The 15,729-nt window shown below is 70.2% G+C and carries 19 protein-coding genes; 11 read left to right on the top strand and 8 right to left on the bottom strand.

Annotated elements, in window-relative coordinates; genetic code table 11:
- The first annotated feature begins 6 nt into the window (after window positions 1-6).
- Window positions 7-447 carry a nickel-type superoxide dismutase maturation protease gene (gene sodX / locus ABZ833_RS24915; protein WP_361050209.1) on the top strand — a complete coding sequence of 147 codons (441 nt, stop codon included), beginning with the start codon at window positions 7-9 and terminating at the stop codon, window positions 445-447.
- Here the strand turns inward: sodX and ABZ833_RS24910 are convergent.
- Complete coding sequence (locus tag ABZ833_RS24910; RefSeq protein ID WP_361050206.1) at window positions 351-980, bottom strand: CGNR zinc finger domain-containing protein; 630 nt, start codon at window positions 978-980, stop codon at window positions 351-353. The genes sodX and ABZ833_RS24910 overlap by 97 nt on opposite strands.
- 104 nt (window positions 981-1,084) lie before the next feature.
- Here ABZ833_RS24910 and ABZ833_RS24905 point away from each other — a divergent pair, with 104 nt between their 5' ends.
- Window positions 1,085-1,846 (top strand): class I SAM-dependent methyltransferase, encoded by a 762-nt coding sequence (locus ABZ833_RS24905; RefSeq protein ID WP_361050203.1) that lies wholly within the window; start codon window positions 1,085-1,087, stop codon window positions 1,844-1,846.
- A gap of 107 nt (window positions 1,847-1,953) precedes the next feature.
- Here the strand turns inward: ABZ833_RS24905 and ABZ833_RS24900 are convergent, their stop codons facing one another.
- The 3 genes from ABZ833_RS24900 to ABZ833_RS24890 are packed head-to-tail and all read right to left on the bottom strand — an operon-like array spanning window position 1,954 to window position 4,654.
- A complete protein-coding gene (locus tag ABZ833_RS24900; RefSeq protein ID WP_361050200.1) occupies window positions 1,954-2,718 on the bottom strand; it encodes an amino acid ABC transporter ATP-binding protein in 765 nt (254 codons plus the stop codon).
- Window positions 2,718-3,656, bottom strand: coding sequence for an amino acid ABC transporter permease (locus tag ABZ833_RS24895; protein WP_249587809.1), 939 nt, complete (start codon window positions 3,654-3,656; stop codon window positions 2,718-2,720). The genes ABZ833_RS24900 and ABZ833_RS24895 overlap by 1 nt, the downstream gene beginning before the upstream one ends.
- A gap of 35 nt (window positions 3,657-3,691) precedes the next feature.
- Window positions 3,692-4,654, bottom strand: a complete 963-nt coding sequence (locus tag ABZ833_RS24890; protein WP_361050197.1) for an ABC transporter substrate-binding protein — start codon at window positions 4,652-4,654, stop codon at window positions 3,692-3,694.
- 540 nt (window positions 4,655-5,194) lie between these two features.
- On the opposite strand from ABZ833_RS24890, the gene ABZ833_RS24885 reads away from it, so the two are divergent.
- The 4 genes from ABZ833_RS24885 to ABZ833_RS24870 all read left to right on the top strand — a co-directional run bounded on the left by ABZ833_RS24885 (window position 5,195) and on the right by ABZ833_RS24870 (window position 8,472).
- Complete coding sequence (locus ABZ833_RS24885) at window positions 5,195-6,409, top strand: NADP-dependent malic enzyme (protein ID WP_361050194.1); 1,215 nt, start codon at window positions 5,195-5,197, stop codon at window positions 6,407-6,409.
- 211 nt (window positions 6,410-6,620) lie between these two features.
- A complete protein-coding gene (locus ABZ833_RS24880) occupies window positions 6,621-7,583 on the top strand; it encodes a zinc-binding dehydrogenase (RefSeq protein WP_249587806.1) in 963 nt (320 codons plus the stop codon).
- A gap of 116 nt (window positions 7,584-7,699) precedes the next feature.
- Window positions 7,700-7,909, top strand: a complete 210-nt coding sequence (locus ABZ833_RS24875; protein ID WP_190081985.1) for a helix-turn-helix domain-containing protein — start codon at window positions 7,700-7,702, stop codon at window positions 7,907-7,909.
- A complete protein-coding gene (locus ABZ833_RS24870; protein WP_361050191.1) occupies window positions 7,909-8,472 on the top strand; it encodes a Clp protease N-terminal domain-containing protein in 564 nt (187 codons plus the stop codon). The genes ABZ833_RS24875 and ABZ833_RS24870 overlap by 1 nt, the downstream gene beginning before the upstream one ends.
- Window positions 8,473-8,514: 42 nt before the next feature.
- On the opposite strand, the gene ABZ833_RS24865 is transcribed toward ABZ833_RS24870, so the two are convergent.
- The gene (locus ABZ833_RS24865; protein WP_361050188.1) at window positions 8,515-9,597 is read right to left on the bottom strand and encodes a helix-turn-helix transcriptional regulator; all 1,083 of its coding nucleotides are present in this window, start codon (window positions 9,595-9,597) and stop codon (window positions 8,515-8,517) included.
- A 1-nt stretch (window position 9,598) separates the two neighbouring features.
- Window positions 9,599-10,537 (bottom strand): DUF4097 family beta strand repeat-containing protein, encoded by a 939-nt coding sequence (locus tag ABZ833_RS24860; protein ID WP_361050185.1) that lies wholly within the window; start codon window positions 10,535-10,537, stop codon window positions 9,599-9,601.
- Between the two features lie 171 nt (window positions 10,538-10,708).
- On the opposite strand from ABZ833_RS24860, the gene ABZ833_RS24855 reads away from it, so the two are divergent.
- Window positions 10,709-11,548, top strand: coding sequence for a hypothetical protein (locus ABZ833_RS24855; protein WP_361050182.1), 840 nt, complete (start codon window positions 10,709-10,711; stop codon window positions 11,546-11,548).
- A 40-nt stretch (window positions 11,549-11,588) separates the two neighbouring features.
- Here the strand turns inward: ABZ833_RS24855 and ABZ833_RS24850 are convergent, their stop codons facing one another.
- Entirely contained in the window at window positions 11,589-12,224 is a 636-nt protein-coding gene (locus ABZ833_RS24850; RefSeq protein ID WP_361050179.1) for a helix-turn-helix domain-containing protein, read from the bottom strand.
- Between the two features lie 129 nt (window positions 12,225-12,353).
- Between ABZ833_RS24850 and ABZ833_RS24845 the strand changes: the two genes are divergently transcribed.
- Window positions 12,354-13,256 (top strand): TIGR03620 family F420-dependent LLM class oxidoreductase, encoded by a 903-nt coding sequence (locus ABZ833_RS24845; RefSeq protein WP_361050176.1) that lies wholly within the window; start codon window positions 12,354-12,356, stop codon window positions 13,254-13,256.
- A gap of 6 nt (window positions 13,257-13,262) precedes the next feature.
- Here the strand turns inward: ABZ833_RS24845 and ABZ833_RS24840 are convergent, their stop codons facing one another.
- Window positions 13,263-13,445: a DUF6104 family protein gene (locus ABZ833_RS24840; RefSeq protein ID WP_361050173.1), complete on the bottom strand. Its 183-nt coding sequence runs from the start codon at window positions 13,443-13,445 to the stop codon at window positions 13,263-13,265.
- A 206-nt stretch (window positions 13,446-13,651) separates the two neighbouring features.
- Between ABZ833_RS24840 and ABZ833_RS24835 the strand changes: the two genes are divergently transcribed.
- Genes ABZ833_RS24835 through ABZ833_RS24825 form a run of 3 tightly spaced genes read left to right on the top strand, consistent with a single transcriptional unit; the run spans window position 13,652 to window position 15,726 of the window.
- Window positions 13,652-14,083: a hypothetical protein gene (locus ABZ833_RS24835; protein ID WP_361050170.1), complete on the top strand. Its 432-nt coding sequence runs from the start codon at window positions 13,652-13,654 to the stop codon at window positions 14,081-14,083.
- Window positions 14,080-14,832, top strand: coding sequence for a hypothetical protein (locus ABZ833_RS24830; protein WP_361050167.1), 753 nt, complete (start codon window positions 14,080-14,082; stop codon window positions 14,830-14,832). The genes ABZ833_RS24835 and ABZ833_RS24830 overlap by 4 nt, the downstream gene beginning before the upstream one ends.
- 15 nt (window positions 14,833-14,847) lie before the next feature.
- Window positions 14,848-15,726: a transporter substrate-binding domain-containing protein gene (locus tag ABZ833_RS24825; protein ID WP_361050164.1), complete on the top strand. Its 879-nt coding sequence runs from the start codon at window positions 14,848-14,850 to the stop codon at window positions 15,724-15,726.
- Window positions 15,727-15,729 lie beyond the last annotated feature (3 nt).

Below are 15,729 nucleotides of genomic sequence, written 5' to 3'. Positions count from 1 at the left end.
GCGGTGATGCCGGAGCTGTCGCAGGAGAGCGAACGGAGAAGGGCCATCCTGCCGTTGGGTGCGGCCGAGGTGACGGGCCCTTCGATGGTGCCCACGCTCTACCACGGGGACCGCCTGGTGGTGCAGTGGGGCGCACGGGTCCGAGCGGGTGACGTGGTGGTGCTCCGCCATCCGTTCCAGCAGGACCTGTTGGTCGTCAAGCGCGCCGCCGAGCGGCGCGAAGGCGGCTGGTGGGTGCGCGGGGACAACGTGTACGCGGGAGGGGACAGCACGGACTACGGCACGGTGCCCGAGGAACTCGTCCTGGGGAAGGTGTGGTTCCGCTACCGCCCGCCCCAGTTCAGGTCCGGTCAGCGCTCGCCGTTCGCGCTGGTGCGCTGGGCGGTTTCGGCGGCGCGCCCCGTGCTCGCCGACCGGTCCGTCTCCAGGCGCTTGCGGGCGCGGTAGGCGGCGACATTGGCGCGGGTCGCGCAGCGGTCCGAGCAGTAGCGTCGGGAACGGTTTGTCGACGTGTCGAGATAGGCGTTGCGGCAGGGCGCTGCCTCGCACAGGCCGAGGCGGTCCACGCCGTGCTCGGTGAGGTGGAAGGCGAGGCCCATCGCGGCGATCGCCGCGTAGCCGGACGTGGCGTTCGACGGGTGGTCCGCCAGGTGCATGTGCCACAGCGGGTTGCCCTCGTCGTCGCGGTCGTCGTGGCCCGAGATCTGCGGGCTGACCGGGAACTCCATGAGCAGTGAGTTCAACAGGTCGACCGCGAGGGTCTCGTCGCCGCCGTCGGCCGCCTCGAAGACCGCCCTGAGCCTGGCCCGCACGGAGCGGAAGCGGGTGACGTCGGAGTCCGTGGCACGACGTGCCGCCTGCGAGCTGCCTCCGAACAGCTCGCGGATCGCCTCGACCGACGTCAGCGTGTCCTTGTTGCGACCCGGCTCCTCGCTGTTGACCAGACGTACGGCGTAGTCCGAGTAATAGGCCAGTTCCACTTGTAGTCCTTACCGGGGCGGGCTATCTTCATCACGTGCGTGAGTAACGGTTGCGCGTGCTTCGAGGGTATTACGAGAGCGTATTACGTACAGGAGGACTTCCGATGACGGAAACGGCGTCCGGAACAGACTGGCGCGCCTGGCAGGACAGCTGGGACCGGCAGCAGGAGTGGTACCTGCCCGACCGCGAGGAGCGGTTCCGGGTCATGCTCGACATGGTCGAAGCCGTCGTCGGCACCGAGCCGCGCGTGCTCGACCTCGCGTGCGGTACGGGGAGTATTACGGACCGGCTGCTCAAGAGGTTCCCGAACGCGGTCAGCACGGGCGTCGACCTCGACCCCGCGCTCCTGGCCATCGCCGAGGGCACCTTCGCAGGGGACGACCGGGTCACCTTCGTGACCGCGGACCTCAAGGACCCCCGGTGGACGGCGCAGCTGCCGTACGACGCGTACGACGCCGTCCTCACGGCCACCGCCCTGCACTGGCTGCACAGCGAACCTCTCACCACCCTCTACGGCCAGCTCGCGGGCCTGGTCCGGGACGGCGGCGTCTTCATGAACGCCGACCACATGCCCGACCCCGCGACGCCCCGCCTGAACGACGCCGACCGGGCCCAGCGGCACGCCCGCATGGAGCAGGCCAAGGCCGCGGGCGCCGTGGACTGGAGGGACTGGTGGCAGCTCGCCGCCAAGGACCCGGTCCTCGCCGAGCCCACCGCCAAGCGCTTCGAGATCTACGGCGAGCACGCGGACGGCGACACCCCCTCGCCCGAGTGGCACGCGCGGACGCTGCGCGAGGCGGGCTTCGGCGAGGCGCGGACGGTGTGGTCCTCGCCCTCCGACGCGATGGTGCTCGGCCTCAAGTAGCGGGTACGCGAAGGGCGGTACGGATCCGGGATCCGTACCGCCCTTGGTGCGTATGCGCCTTGCAGCGCCTGCGCCCTACAGAATCTTCGCCCTACAGAACCTGCGCCTTACAGAACCTTCGAGAGGAACGACTGCGTCCGCTCGTGCTGCGGGTTCGTCAGGACGTCGCGCGGGTGGCCGGACTCGACCACCACGCCCTCGTCCATGAAGACGAGGCTGTCGCCGACCTCGCGCGCGAAGCCCATCTCGTGCGTGACGACGATCATCGTCATGCCGGACTCGGCGAGATCGCGCATGACGTCAAGGACGTCACCGACCAGCTCCGGGTCGAGCGCCGACGTCGGCTCGTCGAAGAGCATCAGCTTCGGCTCCATCGCGAGCGCGCGGGCGATGGCCACACGCTGCTGCTGGCCGCCCGAGAGCTGGGAGGGGTAGCTCTTGGCCTTGTCGGCAAGGCCGACCCGCTCCAGGAGCTGTCCGGCGCGTGCCCTGGCCGCCGACTTCGTCTCGCCCTTGACCTGGACCGGCGCCTCCATGACGTTCTCGAGGGCGGTCATGTGGGGGAAGAGGTTGAAGCGCTGGAAGACCATGCCGATGTCCCGGCGCTTGAGGGCGACTTCGCTGTCCTTGAGCTCGTACAGCTTGTCTCCCTTCTGCCGGTAGCCGACCAGTTCGCCGTCGACGTAGAGCCGCCCGGCGTTGATCTTCTCCAGGTGGTTGATGCAGCGCAGGAACGTCGACTTGCCGGAGCCGGACGGGCCGATGAGGCAGAACACCTCGCCGGACTTGACCTCCAGGTCGATGCCCTTGAGGACCTCGACGTTGCCGAAGGACTTGTGGACGCCTTCGGACTTCACCATGGCGGTCGTCATCAGTGACCAACTCCCGAGCGGTTGCCAAGGGACAACATATTGGCCTTGATCTTCTGGAACGGGGTGTCCGGGAGCGAGCGCGACGAACCGCGCGCGTAGTAACGCTCCAGGTAGAACTGGCCGACGGAGAGGATCGAGGTCATGATCAGGTACCAGGCCGCGGCGAGCAGCAGGGCCTCGACGGTGGCGCCGGATGAGGTGCCGATGTCCTGGGCGTACCGCAGCAGTTCGAAGTACTGGACCGCGGCCACCAGGGACGTCGTCTTGAGCATGTTGATGACTTCGTTGCCCGTCGGCGGCACGATCACGCGCATCGCCTGCGGCAGCACGACGCGGCGCAGCGTCTTGCCGTGGCTCATGCCCAGCGCCTGGGACGCCTCGGTCTGGCCCTCGTCGACCGAGAGCAGACCGGCGCGGCAGATCTCGGCCATGTACGCGGCCTCGTTGAGGCCCAGGCCGAGCAGCGCCGTCAGGAACGGCGTCATGAAGTCCGACCACTCGTCCTTGTAGACGGGGCCGAGGTTCACGTACTCGAAGACGAAGCCGAGGTTGAACCAGATGAAGAGCTGGACCAGGACCGGCGTACCCCGGAAGAACCAGATGTAGAACCAGGCGATCGACGAGGTCACCGGGTTCTTCGACAGGCGCATCACCGAGAGGAGGATGCCGCCGACCACGCCGATGAGCATCGACAGGAAGGTCAGGAGCAGGGTCTCGCGGACGCCCTTGAGGATGCGGTCGTCGAAGAAGTTGTCGGGGATCGCGTCCCAGTTGATGTCGCCCTGAGCGAAGGCGTAGACGATCGCGGCGAACGCGCCGATGGCGAGGAGCGCGGCGACGTACCGGCCGTAGTGCCGGACCGGGATGGCCTTGATGGCCTCAGGCCGGGAGGACGGGGGTGTGTCCTCCGGGCCCTTCTTGGAGATGTCGGTAGTCACGAAAGTGGCCTTTCAGCGGCGAGACGGTTGCGCGGTCACTTGCCGCCGTTGATCTTGGCTTCCTTGACCGCGCCGTCCTCGACGCCCCACTTCGAGATGATCTTGTCGTAGTCGCCGTTCTTGATGATCGCGTCGAGCGCCGCCTTGATCGCGTCGCGCAGCTCGGGGTTCTTCTTGGAGATCGCGATGCCGTACGGAGCGGCCTCGACCTGCTCGCCGACCAGCTCGAAGTCCTTGCCGCCGCCCGAGGTCTTCACCGCGTACGCGGCGACCGGGAAGTCGGACGAGCCCGCGTCCGCGCCGCCGGAGCGCAGTCGGGTCTGGGCCTGCTGGTCGTTGTCGAAGGACTCGATGGCGATCTTCTTGCCGCCCTTGCACTTCTTCGACTCGGCCTTGGCGAGGTCGTGCGAGACGGTGCCGCGCTGGACGACGATCTTCTTGCCGCAGAGGTCGGACCAGGTCTTGATGCCCTGATCGTCGCCCTTCTTGGTGTAGATCGAGACGCCGGCCGTGAAGTAGTCGACGAAGTCGACGCCGTCGCCGATCTTCTTGCCGGTCTCCTCGTCGACGCCCTCCTGGCGGTTCTTGGTGTCGGTCATGGCCGACATCGCGAGGTCGTAGCGCTTGGAGCGCAGACCGCCGAGCAGGGTGTCGAAGGTGCCGTTGTCGAACTGGAACTCCACGCCGAGCTGCTTGCCGAGCGCGTCGCCGAGGTCGGGGTCGATGCCGACGGTCTTGCCGGACTTGTCCTTGAACTCGACGGGCGGGTACGCGATGTCCGAACCGACCTTGATGACTCCGGCGTCACGGATGTCCTTGGGGAGCTTGTCGGCGAGCGGTGCGTTGCTCACCTTCTCGCCGCCCTCGTCCTTGCTCTTGGTCTGGTCGCCGCAGCCGGACAGCAGCAGCGCGCCGGCGACCGCGATCGCGCCGACCGTGGCCATCCGGGACTTCGCGGACTTACCGGCGGTGGTACGACAGATGAAGCGTGCGGTCATGAGGGTCCTCCGGCGGATGAGGGAGTTGCCGAGCGGTCGTGCACACACCTTCGGGTGTCGCGACCTCGTGTGATGACGGCATCTTGCCATTCGGACCGTCCGATTCTGGGTGCCAGAGATGTCAAAATCGGATAACGGGTGATCGCGGTACCCAGACAGGCCGGGACAACCGGGCCGTACCGGCCTGGAACGAAGTACCGCCATTTGAGATCTTCGGTGGATCTCGGGTGAATCTCGCGATGTGGACCGGCGGCGTGCGCTCTTCGGAAAATCCGGGCATGGGCCCGTCGTCCGTTCTTGTTGGACCACTACAAGGACCAGGGGCACCTCAGGTAACCAATCCCACTCGCCCGTGCCCCGCGCCGTCAGGTAGAAAGGTGCGTTACACCCCTCATCCGGGGCCCAGAGCGCGTGTGCGGCGCGCTCGCGTGTCTGTACCTCCCTCCGTCGACAGGCGGAGAACAGACGCGGTGCCCGCCCACTTCTCAACCAGGAGTGGACACCCTCAACTGATGATTTAAGACTTAAGGGGTAAGACAAGTGGCAGCGGAGATCGTCAATCCTCGCAGCGACAGCAGTACGGGTCACGAAGGCGCCGAAGAGCCCTTCGATCCGGCGTTCGCGCTGCACCGTGGCGGCAAGATGGCCGTGCAGGCCACTGTGCCGGTGCGGGACAAGGACGACCTGTCCCTGGCGTACACGCCTGGCGTCGCGAAAGTGTGCACCGCGATCGCCGAGCAGCCGGAGCTGGTGAACGACTACACATGGAAGTCGAACGTCGTGGCCGTGGTCACCGACGGCACGGCCGTGCTCGGTCTCGGTGACATCGGTCCCGAGGCCTCCCTCCCCGTGATGGAGGGCAAGGCCATTCTGTTCAAGCAGTTCGGTGGCGTGGACGCGGTTCCGATCGCGCTCGCGACGACGGACGCGGACGAGATCGTCGAGACCGTCGTGCGCATGGCGCCGTCCTTCGGCGGCGTGAACCTCGAAGACATCTCGGCGCCGCGCTGCTTCGAGATCGAGCGCAAGCTCCAGGAGCGGCTCGACATTCCGGTCTTCCACGACGACCAGCACGGCACGGCGGTCGTGACGCTCGCCGCGCTGCGGAACGCGGCGCGGCTGACCGGGCGCACGCTCGGTGAGCTGCGTGCCGTGATCTCCGGCGCGGGTGCGGCCGGTGTCGCCATCGCCAAGTTCCTGCTCGAGGCGGGCCTGGGCGATGTGGCGGTCGCGGACCGCAAGGGCGTCGTGAGCCGGGACCGGGACGACCTCACCCCGGTCAAGCGTGAACTCGCGGAGATCACCAACAAGGCCGGGCTCAGCGGCTCGCTGGAGAGCGCCCTCGCGGGTGCGGACGTGTTCATCGGCGTCTCGGGCGGCACCGTCCCCGAGCCCGCGGTCGCCTCCATGGCGCCGAACTCGTTCGTGTTCGCCATGGCCAACCCGAACCCCGAGGTGCACCCGGACATCGCCCACAAGTACGCGGCTGTTGTCGCGACGGGGCGTTCGGACTACCCGAACCAGATCAACAACGTGCTCGCGTTCCCCGGCATCTTCGCGGGCGCGCTGCAGGTGCGGGCCTCGCGGATCACCGAGACGATGAAGATCGCCGCCGCGGAGGCGCTGGCCGGCGTGGTGGGCGAAGAGCTGTCCGCCGACTACGTGATCCCCTCGCCGTTCGACGAGAGGGTCGCCCCGGCGGTCACCGCGGCGGTTGCCGCTGCCGCTCGGGCCGAGGGCGTGGCTCGCCGCTGATTTTTCCTGGCCCCTGGGCCTTGGGCCCCGTCACGTTGTGGCGGGGCCCATGCGTTTCCCGCCCGTCCACCCGTTCCAGCTTCTTGAACGGGTGGACGTCTCTCGTTTCGGGACCTCGCCGTCGGCGGCTGACCGTGTGTGGTCCGGTGCGGGGTGTGTCACAGGGGCTTCCGGTTACGTGCGGGTAGGGCGCGCGCCTATCGTCTGCCTCATGTTCGCCGCCTACGCCGCCCGCATCGACCGTGACCAGCCGCTCAGTGGCCTTGAGTTGGGGGAGCGCCCCGCCCCCGAGGCCCGTACCGGCTGGTCGACCGTGAACGTCCGGGCCGCCTCCCTCAACCATCACGACCTGTGGTCCCTGCGCGGGGTCGGCCTCCCCGAGGGGAGGCTGCCGATGATCCTCGGCTGTGACGCCGCGGGCATCGACGAGCACGGCAACGAGGTCGTCCTGCACTCCGTCATCGGCCAGACCGGGCACGGGGTCGGCCCCGACGAGGGCCGCTCGATCCTCACCGAGAAATACCAGGGGACGTTCGCCGAGCAGGTCTCCGTGCCCACGTGGAATCTGCTGCCGAAGCCGAAGGAGCTGTCGTTCGCCGAGGCGGCCTGTCTGCCGACCGCGTGGCTCACCGCGTACCGCATGCTCTTCACCAACGCCGGTGTGCGTCCCGGGGATTCGGTCCTCGTCCAGGGCGCCGGTGGCGGCGTCGCCACGGCCGCGATCGTCCTCGGCAAGGCGGCGGGCCTGAGGGTATTCGCCACGAGCCGCGACGAGGCCAAGCGGAAGCGGGCCCTGGAGCTGGGCGCGGTGGAGGCGGTGGAGTCGGGCGCGCGCCTTCCGCAGCGGGTGGACGCCGTCATCGAGACGGTGGGGGCGGCGACGTGGTCGCACTCCATCAAGTCGCTCAAGCCGGGCGGCACTTTGGTGATCTCGGGCGCGACCAGTGGTGACAGGCCCTCGCACGCGGAGCTGACGCGGGTCTTCTTCCTGGAGCTGAAGATCGTCGGTTCGACGATGGGGTCCAAGGACGAACTGGAGGACCTGCTCTCCTTCTGCGCCGCCACGGGCGTGCGCCCCGTCATCGACGAGGTGCTGCCGCTGGACCGTGCGCGTGAGGGCTTCGAGCGCATGGAGTCCGGCGAGCAGTTCGGGAAGATCGTGCTGGAGGTCTGAGGCGTGAGGCCTCAGGTCTGAGGCCTGAGGCCTGAGGCCGAAGCTGCCTCGATGCATCACTTCACCCGTGTCAACTGTGGTTGACACGGTCTTCCTGTCAACGTAAGTTGACATGCATGACCGAAGCTACGGATCTCGCCGAGCGTGCGGGTGACCGTGACCCACGAGTCGGACTGCGGGCCGTCTCCGCGCTGCGGAGGCTGGTGGAGCAGTTGGAGGCCGTGCAGGTGCGCAGTGCGCGCCTGCAGGGCTGGTCGTGGCAGGGGATCGCCGCGGAGCTCGGAGTGAGCAGGCAGGCCGTGCACAAGAAGTACGGGAGGCAGTGATGTTCGAGCGGTTCACGAAGGACGCCCGCGCCGTCGTCAAGGGCGCGGTCGAGCATGCCGAGGGTGAGGGTGCGGACTCCGTCGACGACGGGCACATGCTGCTCGCGCTGCTCGACCGCGAGGCGAGCCGGGCGTCCTTCGCCCTGGCCTCGCTCGGGGCCACGCGCCGCCGGGAGTCGATCGAGACCGCGCTGGCCGAGGCGCGGCGCCGCGGGGGGCTCTCGCAGGCCGACACGCAGGCGCTGGCCGAGCTCGGCATCGACGTGTCCGAGATCGTCTCCCGGGTCGAGGAGGCCCATGGCGTGGGCGCATTGGCGGGCGGACGCAAGGCCCGGCGGCCCGGCCTCGGCTGGACCGGGCACCGCCCCTTCACCCGTGAGGCCAAGGACACCCTGGAGAAGTCCCTGCGCATCGCCACCGCCCGCCGGGACCGGCACATCGGCGACGAGCACATCCTGTTCGCCCTGACGGTCCGCCCCGGCCCGGTCGGCGAGGTGCTCGCGGACCATGGCGTGACCCATGAGTCGGTGGAGAGGGTGCTGTACGGCGAGGGCGCCGCTTGAGCGGATGGATCCGAGGGGCGGCCGGGGGTCCGGCCGCCCCGGTCACGGCTTCGGCGTACGCAGTGTCGCGGCGATGTGCGCTGCCGCCGACGACAGGTGGCGTCGGGCGTCGCGGAGCTGGTCCTCCGTCACGCCGTGGTCCCGGGCCGTGTCGCGGATGTCGTCGCGGAAGCGGTCCAGGAGGCGGTCCAGGTCACGTGCCGGATGGCCCGTGGTGTCCTCTTGGGCCCAGTCCGGGACGTACTCCGTGGGGACCTCGTCCTCGCGGGCGTCCGTGAACGTGGGCTCCTCGGCGGTGGACCGCGTGCCCTTGCGGCCGAAGTCCTTGCCCGCGCTGCCTGCGTTCTTGCCGAACTCGCCGAACTCCTTGGCCAGTTCCGTCAGGCCCTCGCGCACCCCCGTCGGCCAGTCGCCCCGCGTGAAGTGGTCCTGCACCTGGTCCTGGACGCGCCGTGCGATGCGCTGCACCTCCTCCTGCGCCTGGGCGCGGGCGGTCGCCTGTGCGTCCTGCGCCTGGCGGCGGGCGCGCTGGGCGTCCTCGCGGGCCCTGCGGGTCTCGTCCTTCGCCCGCCGTGCCTGCTCCTTCCACTCCTGCTTGGCGCGCTTGAACTCCTCCTTGGCCTGGCGCCAGCCCTCCTTGTCGCCCCAGGAGCCGTCGAAGAAGTCCGAGGGGTCGGGGAAGGCCTTGCCGGAGCCGGAGCCGGAGCCGTTCTTGTCCTCGGGCTTGCCGCCGGACGCGCGCGCCTCCTTGGCCGCCTCCCGCATCTCACGGCGGAGCTCACCGGCCGCGCCCCGCACGCCGTCCCGGATCTCGGCGGCGAGCTCGGCGACGGAGTCACGGATCTCCAGCTCCAGATCGGCCAGCTCACCGCTGCGGTCGGCCAGTTCGGCGCGGCCCGCGTCCGTGATGGCGTACACCTTGCGGCCGCCCTCCGTGGTGTGCGTGACCAGGCCCTCGGCCTCCAGCTTCGCCAGGCGGGGGTAGACCGTCCCGGCCGAAGGTGCGTACAGCCCTTGGAAGCGCTCCTCCAGGAGGCGGATCACCTCATAGCCGTGGCGCGGGGCCTCGTCGAGGAGCTTCAGCAGATACAGGCGCAGTCGGCCGTGGGCGAACACGGGGGCCATCTCAGAGCACCTTCTTGTCGGTCGGGGCGGCGTCGTCGGTCGGGGGAGTGTCCGTCGGGTCCGCGGCTTCTGTCGGGTCCGTCGCGTCCGACGGGGACGCGGCCGGTGGGACCTCGTCGTACGGATCTTCCTCCGTCGGCGGCCTGCGCAGCAGCGCGATGGAGCCCGAGACCGTCGTCGCCCTGAGCTTTCCGCTGCCCGAGCCCAGTCGGCCGGTGATCTTCTTCGCGCCCCACTGGCCGCTGACCCGCAGGTCCTCGAACGCGTTGGACACCGACCCGCTCGCGGTGTTCGCCTCCACGTCCGCGTCCGTCGGGTGGGGCAGCCGGATCGCTATCTCACCGGAGACGCTCGTCAGGCCGATGTCCGCCGGTGCGCCCGTCGGGTCGATGTCCACGATCATCGAGCCGCTCACCGAATCTGCCCGAACGGAGGAGCCCGCGCCCTCGAAGACGGTCAGGTCACCGGAGACCGAGTTGAACCGCAGGTCGCCCGTGATGCCCTGGGCCTCCACGCTGCCCGAGACCGTGTCGGCGCGGACCTGGCCCGAGAGGCCGACGAGGGTGGTGTCGCCGGTGACGCCCTTGACCTCCGTGCGCCCCTCGATCCCCGAGACCACCGCGCCGGCCCCGACGACGCCGACCTCGACGCGGGTGCCCGCCGGGACGGCCAGCGAGACCACGGCACTGCGGCGCCAGCCCTTGCGGTCGAGCCACTTGAGGAAGCCCTTCCAGGGCAGGTCGTCATAGGCGACGGACAGTGTGCCGTCCGACTGCGTGACGGTCAGCGGCGGCCCCTCGATCTCGGAGACCTCGAGCCGGGCGGAAACTTCGTCGGTGCCCACGACGTTCACTGTTCCGTTGACGACGCGCACATGGAGTGTCCTCACGGGGGCGTCGAACGTGAGCTTCTGGGGCTCGGCGACGGACCACTCTGACATCGGGCTGACCTCCTCGGGCGTGCTGGACAACGGTGGACGGGAGGGCCCGGAAGCCCGGCTCGCAACGCGCCATATCGCGTCTCTGAGATACACGATATATCGCGGTAACGGAAAGTCAAGACACCCTCGCTTCTCTGCGCCGAATATGGTGATTTGACCTAGCGTGGGGCCATGTCGTCCGAAGCTTTCGAGCACGCCGCCGCCGGTGCACTGCTGCTCTGCCGGGCCGAACCCGACGTGGTCGAGCCCGCCGCCCGCCTGTTGCGCGAACGGATGCTGCTCGCCGACGCGGGCCACGAGTGGAGCGTGCTCGTGCCCGAGGGCAAGCCCTGGGTGCACGGTGACGAACCGGTGGACCGGGTCCTGACGGGGTGGGCCACCGCGCTCGCCGTCGGGTCGACCTGGCCGGTGCTCGCGCTGTGGTGGGACTCCGACCGGTCGGGCTGCACCCTCGCGGCGGGCTTCCGGCGCACCGTCGAATACGTATGGCTGGCGAACGGGACGCCCGTCGGCGAGGACGAGGCGCTGCGCACCTTCGCCGCGCGCCTCGGGCTCGACCCCGTCCTGGACATGCAGTCCCTGGAGGCCCTGGGGCGCCCGGACACGGAGGCCGACGCCCGTGCACGGCTCCTGGGTCTGCTCGCCGTCCTCGCGCGGGCGGGAGTGGCGCTGCCGACCGGCCTCGGTCCCGGTGAGCCCGCGGACCGGCTGCGCGCGGTGGCGCGGGTCGTGCCGGGTGTGCGGGAGGTCGAGTGGTCGGGGTGGCGGGACGCGGTGCGGGCGGAGCTCGACGTCGTCGAGCGGGGGCGCTTCGGGCCGTGGCTGCGGGGGCCGCGGGCTCGCGCGCTGGCCGTGGCGCAGATGGCCGCCGGGCTGCCGCTCGCCGCGTGGGCCGTGCGGCGGCGCAGCGGGGGATGGGCCGTGGCGGGCGTGCTCCTGATGGTGCACGGCTCTTTGGGGTTCGCGTACGACAGGGTGCGGGCGGCTGACGCCGGGTCCGGGCGGGGCTGAGCGGGTCGACCCGGGCAGACCCCGAGCCCCGGGGCCCTGCTCAGCCCTGCCCGGGCCCCTCGCTCACCCGGGACGGGCCTTGTCCGCGTGTGTGGATCGCGTCCAGCGCGAGAGTCAGCAGGCGGCCGGGCCGACCGGGGTCCGGTGCGTCGTGCGGGGTCGACAGGGCGATTCCCACCACCAGTTGGACCATGTCACCGGGCAGCAGGTCCTCGCGGGCCGTGCCCTCCGTCTGTGCCCGGGTCAGCAGGCTCGCCGCCGTGTCGTGGATGCGCTGGTGGCAGTCGAAGCCCAGGGCGTCCGGGGTCTCCAGCTCCTCGATCATCAAGGCGCCGCCCAGGCCCTGGTTCACGCGCGCGTGCGCCAGGAACGCGCGGAGCCAGTCGTCCAGCGCGTCGTCCGCGGAGTCGGCCGCGAGGAGCTCCTGCGCGGTGCCGCACAGCGCGTCGATACGGTCCTTGAGCACCGCCGTCAGGAGGGCGGCGCGGTTCGGGAAGTGCCGGTAGAGCGTGCCGGGGCCCACGTCCGCGCGGCGGGCGATCTCGTTGAGGGACGCTTCCGGCCCCGCCTCGGCGTACGTCTCGCGCGCCACCGCCACGATCCGCTCACGGTTGCGCAGCGCGTCCGCGCGGGGCTGCCGAGTGGCGCCCGGTGCCGCCTTACTGCCGTCGGTCATGGCCCCATCCTCTCCTCTGTCTCCGGCCGCCCTGATGCTCGGTGGGGGTGGATAAGCGGAGAGCTTCTCCGTATTGTAGCCGCCGGTATCCGGAGAGGCTCTCCGGAACGATGGGGTGGGGAGAGCGACATGACCGGTTCGCTGGGGCGCGTGGGCATCTGGACCCTCGACTTCGAGGGGCAGCCCGCCGGGCGGGTACGGGAAGCAGCCGCGGAGATCGAGGAGCTGGGGTACGGGGCGCTCTGGTACGGGGAGGCGTTCGGGCGCGACGCGGTGGGCCAGGCCTGGCTGCTGCTCGGGGCGACGCGGCGCATCGTCGTCGCGTCCGGCATCGCCAACATCGCCTTCCGGGAGCCGCTCGTCATGGCCACCGCCGAGCGCACGCTGGGGGAGGCGTTCCCCGGGCGGTATCTGCTGGGGCTCGGCGGTCACCGGGTCGACGAGAGCGTCTCCGAGGTGGACGGCTTCCCCGTTCCCACGCGCGGCAAGGCGCTGACGACCATGCGCCGCTACCTCGACGCCATGGACGCGTCCCCCGCACACGGCCCCGTCCCCGACCCCGCCCCGCGCCGGGTGCTGGCCGCCCTCGGCCCGAAGATGCTGGGGCTCGCGGCGGAGCGCACCTGGGGCGCCCACCCGTATTTCGTGACCGTCGGGCACACCGCGCTCGCGCGCAAGATCATGGGGCCGGACGCGTTCCTGGGGGTCGAGCAGGCCGTCGTACTGGACACCGACCTGGGGCGGGCCCGCGAGGTTGCCGCCGCGCATGTCGCCGGGTATGTCGCCAGGGCGCCCCACCAGGCCGCGAACGTACGGCGGATGGGATTCGGGGACGAGGACACCGTGGGCGGGCCGAGCCGCCGCCTGGTGGACGCGCTCGTCGCCTACGGAGACGTCGACGCCCTCCACGCGCGCGTGGAGGAACACTTCGCTGCGGGCGCCGACCACGTCTGCGTACAGGTGCTGACGAGCGAGCCGGGAGCGCTGCCGCTGCCCCAGTGGCGCGAGCTGGCCCCGGCGCTCGTCAGATGACGTGCCCTACTCGTCCTCGTCCTCGTCGTCCAGACGGGCCAGCCAGGTGGCGAGACGCTCCACCGGGACCTCGAAGTCCGGGTTGAGGTCCACGAAGACCCGGAACTGCTCGGCGAGCCACTCGAAGGTGACCTCCTCCTCGCCGCGCCGCTTCTCCAGCTCCTCGATGCCACGGTCGGTGAAGTACATGGGGCTCGTCTCCTGCGTGCGTACATGGTCGTGATGGTTCACCAAGCGTACGGAATGGCGGATCGGCCTCAGGACAACAGTTTCACAGGGCATGGTGTGCACCAGCCCCAGCGCGGGTAACTCCCTTTTTCCGGAGGGGTGTTCGCACACCGCGTGTCCATGCGCAGGGCCCGGTCGCCGCGCATGACGCGGGAAGGAGAACCGACTTGTCCGAACTGCTGACGTCCGCCGATGCCATCGCCGCGTTCCTCAGCTCGGCCGCGCTGTCCATGGGGGCAGCCGTCGCGACCACCGCCCGTGACGAGGTGGCCCAGAGCGTCGTGGCGCGGGGCCGGACGTTCCTCGACGTCGTGCTGCGCAGGCCGCGCGGGGACGACGAGGACACCGCCACCGCCGCCGCGGGTGCGATAGCCGGTCTGCCCGAAGAGGCGCGGGGCGCCCTGGAGACCGCGGTGGGGCAGTGGCTCGCCGGAGGTGAGCTCGGCGCAGACGCGCTGCGCGGGCACATCGAGCGGGCCGCGGCCGGGGCACGGCAGGGCGGCGGCGCACACGCGTACGGCAAGCACGCGGTCGCCGTGGAGACGGTGCAGGGCGACTTCACCATCAACTTCGACGGCGACCCGCAGAGCGGCAGATGAGCCCCCGCACGGCCCGGACCCAGCGGCCCAGCCGGTCCGAGACCCGAGCGGAGGGGAACAAGGCGGTCGCGGTCGGCCGCGTGCTCGGCGACTTCGTCATCAGCCTCGTCCTCGGCGACGGCCTGAAGAACGCCATGGGCGACGCGTCGACCTGGCGGGTGTGGAACTGGCCGCCCTTCGTCATCGTCCTCGGCCTGGGCACGACGGCCCTGGTCATCGCGCCCGAGGGGCCACAGAGCCAGTACGCGGGCGTCTATGTGCTGCTGGGGCTCGCCCTCCTGCTCGCGGGCGCCCGCATCGTCGGGATCGTCGCCCCGTCCGCGACGAAGGCCCTCGTCTCGGCGCTCTCCGTCCTCCTCGCCGTCGGCGCCCTGCTCTGGGTGGACCGGCTGACGGAGCACGGCGAGGTGGACGTGACCGGCCGGGCCGAGATCAGCCGGGGGCCGGTGGAGGACGGGGACCTGCTGTCCGTGGTGGTGTCCGACGCTCCCTCGCGTACGCATCTGCGTCTCGCCCTGATGGTCCGCGACGCCGTGCCCGACGCCCAGTCCTGCACTCCGGAGACCCACCTCACCGTCGCGCTGCGGGGCGCCGGCGAGAACAGCTCGCACACCGACGTGCGCGCGGGACAGGCCGTCGACCTGCCGCTCGGCGGGGCCCATGGAGCGCTGCGGGTCGACGTGACCGTCCACACGGACCCGGGCTGCCGGATGGCCGTGTCCGTAGACGACGCCGTGCTGCACGGCTGAGGGGAGGTGATCCGGATGAGCGTGAGACCGCGCAGGACCACGGCCCTGCTGGCGTTCCTCCTCGCCTGCACGATGGTCGGCGCGAGTTCCTGCGGCGAGGAGTCGGAGCCGACCTTCCTCGGCAAGTCCCAGATCAGCGTGGAGATGCACGGGGACCTGCCCGGCGTCTCGTACGAGGACAACTACCGCCGCTCGGGCTTCGACCATCTGCTGCTCGGACAGCTGAAGGACGACCTGAAGATCAAGACGTCCAAGCCGGCGAACGTGTCCTCCGCGGACCGCGTCCCCGACCTGGTCAACGGCGACACCGACATGGTCATCGCCGCCTTCTCCATCACACCGCCCCGCATGGAGCAGATCGACTTCGTCGGCCCCTACGCCACCACCCGTCAGGGATTCCTCGTCGGCAAGGAGGGCAAGGACGCCACGAAACGGGAGGACTTCAAGGGCAGGACGGTCTGCACCTGGGAGGGCACGACGTCCGTGGAGGCGCTCAAGGAGCTCAAGCGCGTGGGCGCCGACCTGATCACGCTCACCGACGCCTCCGACTGCGTCGACCAGCTCCTCGCCGGGGAGGCGTACGCGGTCTCCACCGACCAGATGATCCTGTACGGCTTCGCCCGGCAGCACGCCGCCGAGGGCCTGCGCGTGGTCCCCGGCCTGACGATCGGGGCGCCGCAGCACTACGGAATCGGCCTGGCCAAGGGGAACCGCGCGGACTGCGTCAGGCTGCGGGAGTTCGTGAAGGACTACGTCGACAGCAGCGCCTGGATCAAGGACTTCGAGGCGTCGGTCCCGAACCTCGCCGACGAGGAACCCAACTGGATCAGCCACTACAAACCGAGCGCGGGCTCCATCGACGCCCGCTCCTGCCGCGACAAGCCGAGCACCTGACGT

Origin of the sequence: Streptomyces sp. NPDC047525 (genome assembly GCF_040643025.1) — a bacterium.
In the GTDB taxonomy this organism is placed as follows: domain Bacteria; phylum Actinomycetota; class Actinomycetes; order Streptomycetales; family Streptomycetaceae; genus Streptomyces; species Streptomyces durmitorensis.
The sequence above is the reverse complement of the archived record's forward strand: the minus strand, read 5'-3'. Positions and strand labels throughout refer to the sequence as shown.